Annotated in this window: 8 protein-coding genes; 7 read left to right on the plus strand and 1 reads right to left on the minus strand. The window is 64.9% G+C overall.

Features of this window, described 5'->3' with window-relative positions; translation table 11 throughout:
• Positions 1 to 142 precede the first annotated feature (142 nt).
• Positions 143 to 922: a TSUP family transporter gene (locus ACXJL8_RS33560; RefSeq protein WP_456623425.1), complete on the minus strand. Its 780-nt coding sequence runs from the start codon at positions 920 to 922 to the stop codon at positions 143 to 145.
• A gap of 309 nt (positions 923 to 1,231) precedes the next feature.
• Here ACXJL8_RS33560 and ACXJL8_RS33565 point away from each other — a divergent pair, with 309 nt between their 5' ends.
• From ACXJL8_RS33565 to ACXJL8_RS33595, 7 genes are all read left to right on the plus strand, one after another.
• Positions 1,232 to 2,149 (plus strand): LysR substrate-binding domain-containing protein, encoded by a 918-nt coding sequence (locus tag ACXJL8_RS33565; protein ID WP_456623426.1) that lies wholly within the window; start codon positions 1,232 to 1,234, stop codon positions 2,147 to 2,149.
• Between the two features lie 136 nt (positions 2,150 to 2,285).
• Positions 2,286 to 2,513, plus strand: a complete 228-nt coding sequence (locus tag ACXJL8_RS33570; RefSeq protein WP_456623427.1) for a hypothetical protein — start codon at positions 2,286 to 2,288, stop codon at positions 2,511 to 2,513.
• 57 nt (positions 2,514 to 2,570) lie between these two features.
• Positions 2,571 to 2,798: a hypothetical protein gene (locus tag ACXJL8_RS33575; RefSeq protein ID WP_456623428.1), complete on the plus strand. Its 228-nt coding sequence runs from the start codon at positions 2,571 to 2,573 to the stop codon at positions 2,796 to 2,798.
• Between the two features lie 195 nt (positions 2,799 to 2,993).
• Positions 2,994 to 3,341 carry a hypothetical protein gene (locus tag ACXJL8_RS33580; RefSeq protein ID WP_456623429.1) on the plus strand — a complete coding sequence of 116 codons (348 nt, stop codon included), beginning with the start codon at positions 2,994 to 2,996 and terminating at the stop codon, positions 3,339 to 3,341.
• A gap of 22 nt (positions 3,342 to 3,363) precedes the next feature.
• On the plus strand, positions 3,364 to 3,783 hold the full coding sequence (locus ACXJL8_RS33585; RefSeq protein ID WP_456623430.1) for a hypothetical protein: 420 nt from the start codon (positions 3,364 to 3,366) through the stop codon (positions 3,781 to 3,783).
• A gap of 15 nt (positions 3,784 to 3,798) precedes the next feature.
• Positions 3,799 to 4,725, plus strand: coding sequence for a DNA/RNA non-specific endonuclease (locus tag ACXJL8_RS33590; RefSeq protein WP_456686340.1), 927 nt, complete (start codon positions 3,799 to 3,801; stop codon positions 4,723 to 4,725).
• Between the two features lie 86 nt (positions 4,726 to 4,811).
• On the plus strand, positions 4,812 to 5,100 hold a 289-nt coding region (locus ACXJL8_RS33595; protein ID WP_456686341.1), incomplete at its 3' end, for a hypothetical protein.

Consider the following 5,100-nt stretch of genomic DNA (forward strand, 5'->3'; position numbering starts at 1 on the left):
ACGTAGCCGCGGTCGGCGGCGTCTTCCCAGATGGTGAGGCGCGGGCACGAGGTCTTCCAGGTCGCGACCACCTCGGCATAGGCGCGCGGCTCGCGCGCGACCCATTCGACGAAGTCCAGCACCAGCGGATCGGCGGTCTCGCTCATTGCAAACCTCCCTTGTCGAAGGCCGCCAGCACCGGGGTCCGAACCAGGAGCCAGCCGCCATAGGCGATGTAGTAACAGGCGATGGTGTTGATCAGGCGCAGCGACCAGACCACGAATTGCTGGTCGGTCATGGCTTCGAGGATGCGCCGCGCCAGCGTGGTGCCGAGCATCGAGGCGAGAATCGCGACGCCGGCGAGCACGGGATCGAGGCTCGCGGCCTGGTCGATGATGCCGCCGAAATAGATCAGCTTGGTGAAATGGCTGACGAGCTGGCACATCGCCTTGGTCGCCACCTTCTCGCGCCGGCCGAACTCGCCGCCGAGGAAGAAGGTGTCGAGCAGCGGACCCGACACGCCGGTCATCAGCATCAAGCCCATGCAGATCGTGCCATAGACCGTACCCTGCCAGAGACGGTCGGGATCCGGCTTGATGTTTGACGGCAGCAGCCGCGCCATGAACGGGGTGATGCCGAGCAGCAGCAGCGCCATCGGCTTGTCCGGCACGTAGCGGGTGAGCGACCATGCGGCGAGCGCAATGGTCGCGCCGACCATGTAGTTCGCGACCGGCCGCCAGCGGATATGCGCCCGCCACAGGAACGCGCGCCAGCCGTTCGAGGCCATCTGCGTGATCGCATGCAGCACCATCGCGGTCGGCAGCGGCATCAGGGCGAGCAGCACGCCGATCAGGATCAGTCCGCCCGCCATGCCGAACAGCCCCGACAGGAACGCGGTAGCCACCATCAGCAATCCAAGGGCAGCGATCATGATGGGCGTCACGGGGGGTCTCCTGTAGCGAGTGAGGGACGCAAACTGTGCGCTCTCCCTCGCCCCGCTTGCGGGGAGAGGGTGGGGTGAGGGGGAGTCTCCGCGAGGGGAGGTAGCAGTTGGACTCGCGGAGGCTCCCCCTCACCCGGAATCCAAGCTGCGCTTGGCTTCCGGCCTCTCCCCGCACGCGGGGAGAGGCGAAGGGCCGCGGCGCCTCTTACAAATCAACGTGAACTGCGCTGATATTTCTGCCCCGCTTGCCCCGCTCGCGCAAACTGAGTTATCTTGCCCTGGCATCAGCTTTTCTGAGGGTCGAGGCATTTGCGGCGGCTGCTGTTTCTCAACGGCATCAAGGCATTCGAGGCGGCGGCGCGGACCGGCAGCTTTGCCGCGGCCGGCGTCGAGCTGAACGTGTCGGCGGCCGCCGTCAGCCGCATGGTGCATCTGTTGGAAGAGCGGCTCGGCGTCGCGCTGTTCGAGCGCAAGGCCAACAAGCTCGTGCTGACGCCAGCAGGCCGCGCCTATCAGAGCGGGCTGACGCCGATCTTCGATGCGCTGGCGAGCCTCACCGCGCAGGTGACGGCGCCCTCCGGCGTCCGCGTGCTCACCATCGGCGTCGGCCACACCTTCGCGATGCGCTGGCTGATCCCGCGGCTGTCGGAGTTTCGCAACGAGGAGCCCGACATCGAGGTGCGCTTCACCACCGGCGGCGCGTCGGTGCCGTTCGGCGAGGACTGGAGCTGCGGCATCAAGCTCGGCACCGGCGACTGGCCYGGGCTGGTGGCCGAGCCGCTATTTGCCGGCGACCTCACGCCGGTCTGCGTGCCCAGGCTCGCCGCGACCCTGAAGCGGCCGGCCGATCTGAAGGGCCCGAGCCTGATCCGCGTCGCGCATTCGCCGGAGGATTGGCCGATCTGGCTCAAGGCCGCCGGCCTCACCAGGATCAATGCGCGCGGCCCCGAGTTCCAGTTCTACGGCCAGGCCCTCCAGGCCGCCGCCGACGGGCTCGGCATCGCCATGGGCATCCGGCCCTATATCGACGACGATCTCGCTGCCGGACGCCTGGTGGCGCCGTTCGACCTCTCGGTGCCCAAGGGCATGCGCTGGTACCTGCTCTATCGMAGCTTCCAGACCGAGCAGCGCGACTTTGCCGCGTTCCGCCGCTGGATCATGCGCGCGGCGGCCGGGCCCGCGGCCCGGCCGGTCAGGCGGATCGGCCGTACTGCGGCGCGGAACTGACGCCCTCAACGCGTCCCTGGGGCAAAAAAGCCCGCGGCTTGTGAACGGCTTCACATACGCAAGGCCGGAAACATGGTCCCCTGACCCTCCAACAACACAGTTTCAAGACACTTGAACGAGACATTTGGGGACTACAATGACGACCATTTACGACGGCTTTGACATCGAATCCTTCGAAGCTGGCCAGGGGCTGTGGCACGCCCGGATCCGGCGCGCCGATTTCAGCCCGGTTGCCATCGACGGCGTGCTGTTTCCGGCCATGGAGGTCGGCTTCGCCTGGCCCGATCCCGACGCCGCGATTGCCGATGCCAAGCACCACATCGATCGCTTCCGCCGGCGCGCCGACGACAGCGACGGCGAGTAGGCCAGCGGAATTTCAATCGACCAGAGAGACAGCGCGGCGCAAGAGGGGGTACCGTTCATGTCAATCATCGAAATCGACACAGCGCGCCCGCGGATCTACGCCCGCGACGTGCAATCGAAATGTCCGGAATGCGACGGCGATCTCACGGTGCTCCGTGTGATCGGCGGCCGCGCCGGATGCGAGTACTGGACCATGCGCTGCACCGATTGCGGCGGGATCCATCTCGACATCCTCGAGCCGTATCAGGCGGCCGAGGGCGACGAGGGACCGCAGCCGGCGGCGTGACGGCGCTCCGAAACCCGGGCCGCTAAAATCGGACTTGCACAGCTGGCCTGCCGGGGAGGAGAGGTTCTCTGATCTCCCGAGGCAAGGGCCCGGCTGCGACCGAGCCGGAAGTCCAACAACCGCGGATTTTTTGCACTACCTTTGATTGAATTAGGCTACGCGATGTGGCAGCCTGTTCCGGGGGGTGCCAGGCTGATGACGACGATCGGCAAATGTCTCGCATTCGGCTTGCTCGCGTGGTTCGGCGCGATGCTGCTGCTCGTGCTCATTCGCGTGCTGCGCGATGACATCGCATCAAGCGGCATGCTCGTCAGCGACCCCTCCAGAGATGACAGCGTCGATCCCGAACGGGTGGCCGCGGCCGCCATCGTTCCCGCCGTGCTGGCCGCCTATACGATCCACGCGCTCAACACCGGGATCGTCACGACGCCAACCGGATCGATGTCGATGCCCGATTTGCCGGAAAACCTCGTGACGCTGCTGACCGGCGGCAACGGACTCTACCTGGCCGGGAAGATCGCGCGAAGGAGTATACGAAACTAGTTTTTTTTAAGAGGGGGATTTCATGACTGCACAATGGATTTCGTGGTGGGGCTTTGTCGTCATTTCGATCATTCTGCTGGGATTTGCCGCGCTGGTCCTCTGGAAGCTGTTCAGCGATTCCGAGGCGCTGACGGGACTCCTGTCCGAGCCGCAAGCACCTAACGAGACATCGCCGCCGAAGGCGAGCCTCTCGCGCTTCCAGTTCCTGATCTTCACGTTCGTCATTGCCGGACTCTATCTGTTGCTGTGCATCGAGGCCGGAACGCTGATCGAAATTCCCGGCAATGTGCTGGCATTGCTCGGCATCAGCGGCGGCACCTATGTCGTGTCCAAAACCGTGAGCTCGTCGGAGCGCAAGCAGGAGCAGACCGCGGCTCCCGCCGCAAGCAAACCGGCACGGGGCCGCAGGTCCACGACCACGCCGCCCGGCGCGAATGGTTGAGGCCGGAGGCGAGCCATGTGGAAATTCTCGCGTCTGTGCTGGCTCACCTGCCTCGGACTGACCCTGTGTCAGCCGGTCCGGGCCGAGGTTTGCGAAACGCCTCCGGCAGAGCCGGTGAACGATCCCGACAATTGCCGTCCGCTCTGGGAAAAGATCGGCCTGCCGACCGGTGGCGACGATCTCGACGCCACCCCCGTCTGTCACACCCGCTACGTGCTCCTGCACAACAACGAGGACAAGACGCCGTTCTGGGTGATCGAGGCGCTGAACAAGAAGCAGGTCAGCGGCAAGTTCAAGCGTCCGGAGAGCAAGAAGTTCAAGCCGGAGGAAGGCGTCTGCGATTCGGCGCAGGCCAAGGACGCCGACTATACCGGCAGCAAGCTCGATCGCGGGCACCAGGCCGCCTCCGCCGACTTCAACTCCAACCCCGACTGGATGGACGAGAGCTTCATTTTGTCGAATGCCGTTCCACAGCAGGGCCTCGGGTTCAACCGCGGCATCTGGAAGGAATTCGAACAACTGGTTCGCACCCTCACGAAGGATCGCGGCGAGCTCTACGTCATCACCGGGCCGGTCTATGCCGACGACGAAGATGCTCTTCCCGAGGTGACGAAGAAGAACAATGCCTRCAAGATCGAGATCAAGTTCGAGGCGCCAAAGAGACCGGCGATCTGCGGCTCGAAGAAGAAGTGCGACGCCGGTGTCGGGGTTCCGATCGCGCTGTTCAAGATCCTCTACGATCCCATCAACAAGCGTGCCAACGCCTATGTCATGCCGAACATCGATCACCGGAAGTTCGAGGACAAGGACGCGCTCGAATACCTCAAGGGCTTCCGAACCACGGTGAAGGTGGTCGAACGTCTCACCGGATTTCAGTTCCTGACCGATATCCCGGGACGGAAGGCCCAGATCGAGGAATGCGTCGCGACGATGCTGCATTGAAATCGCTCGCTCCGCCTTGCTGACAACTGTTGCCAGGCGGAGCGTGCCCCCTTTCCCGCGGGGCGGACTCGTCCCATATTCGGGGCATGGCGAAGAAACCTGCACCCTCCGAAAAATCCGGCAAATCCCCCAAATCCAAGGCGCCGAACTCGAAAGCACACCGCCCCGACGTGCAGCCGATCGGGCCGGCGCTGGCCGAATTGCTCAATCCCGCGATCAATCGCGGCGATGCCGGGCTTGGATCGGGCACCGGCCTGCAGCCGCCGCCGGACAATTCGCGCGACCGCCGCTCCGGCGGCGAGGCCGCCGCGCATCGCGCGCGCGCCTCGACGCCGAAAGAGTTTTTGCAGGATGCGCGGCCGATCGCAGGGGGCG

This window comes from Bradyrhizobium sp. P5_C11_2, from assembly GCF_054049755.1.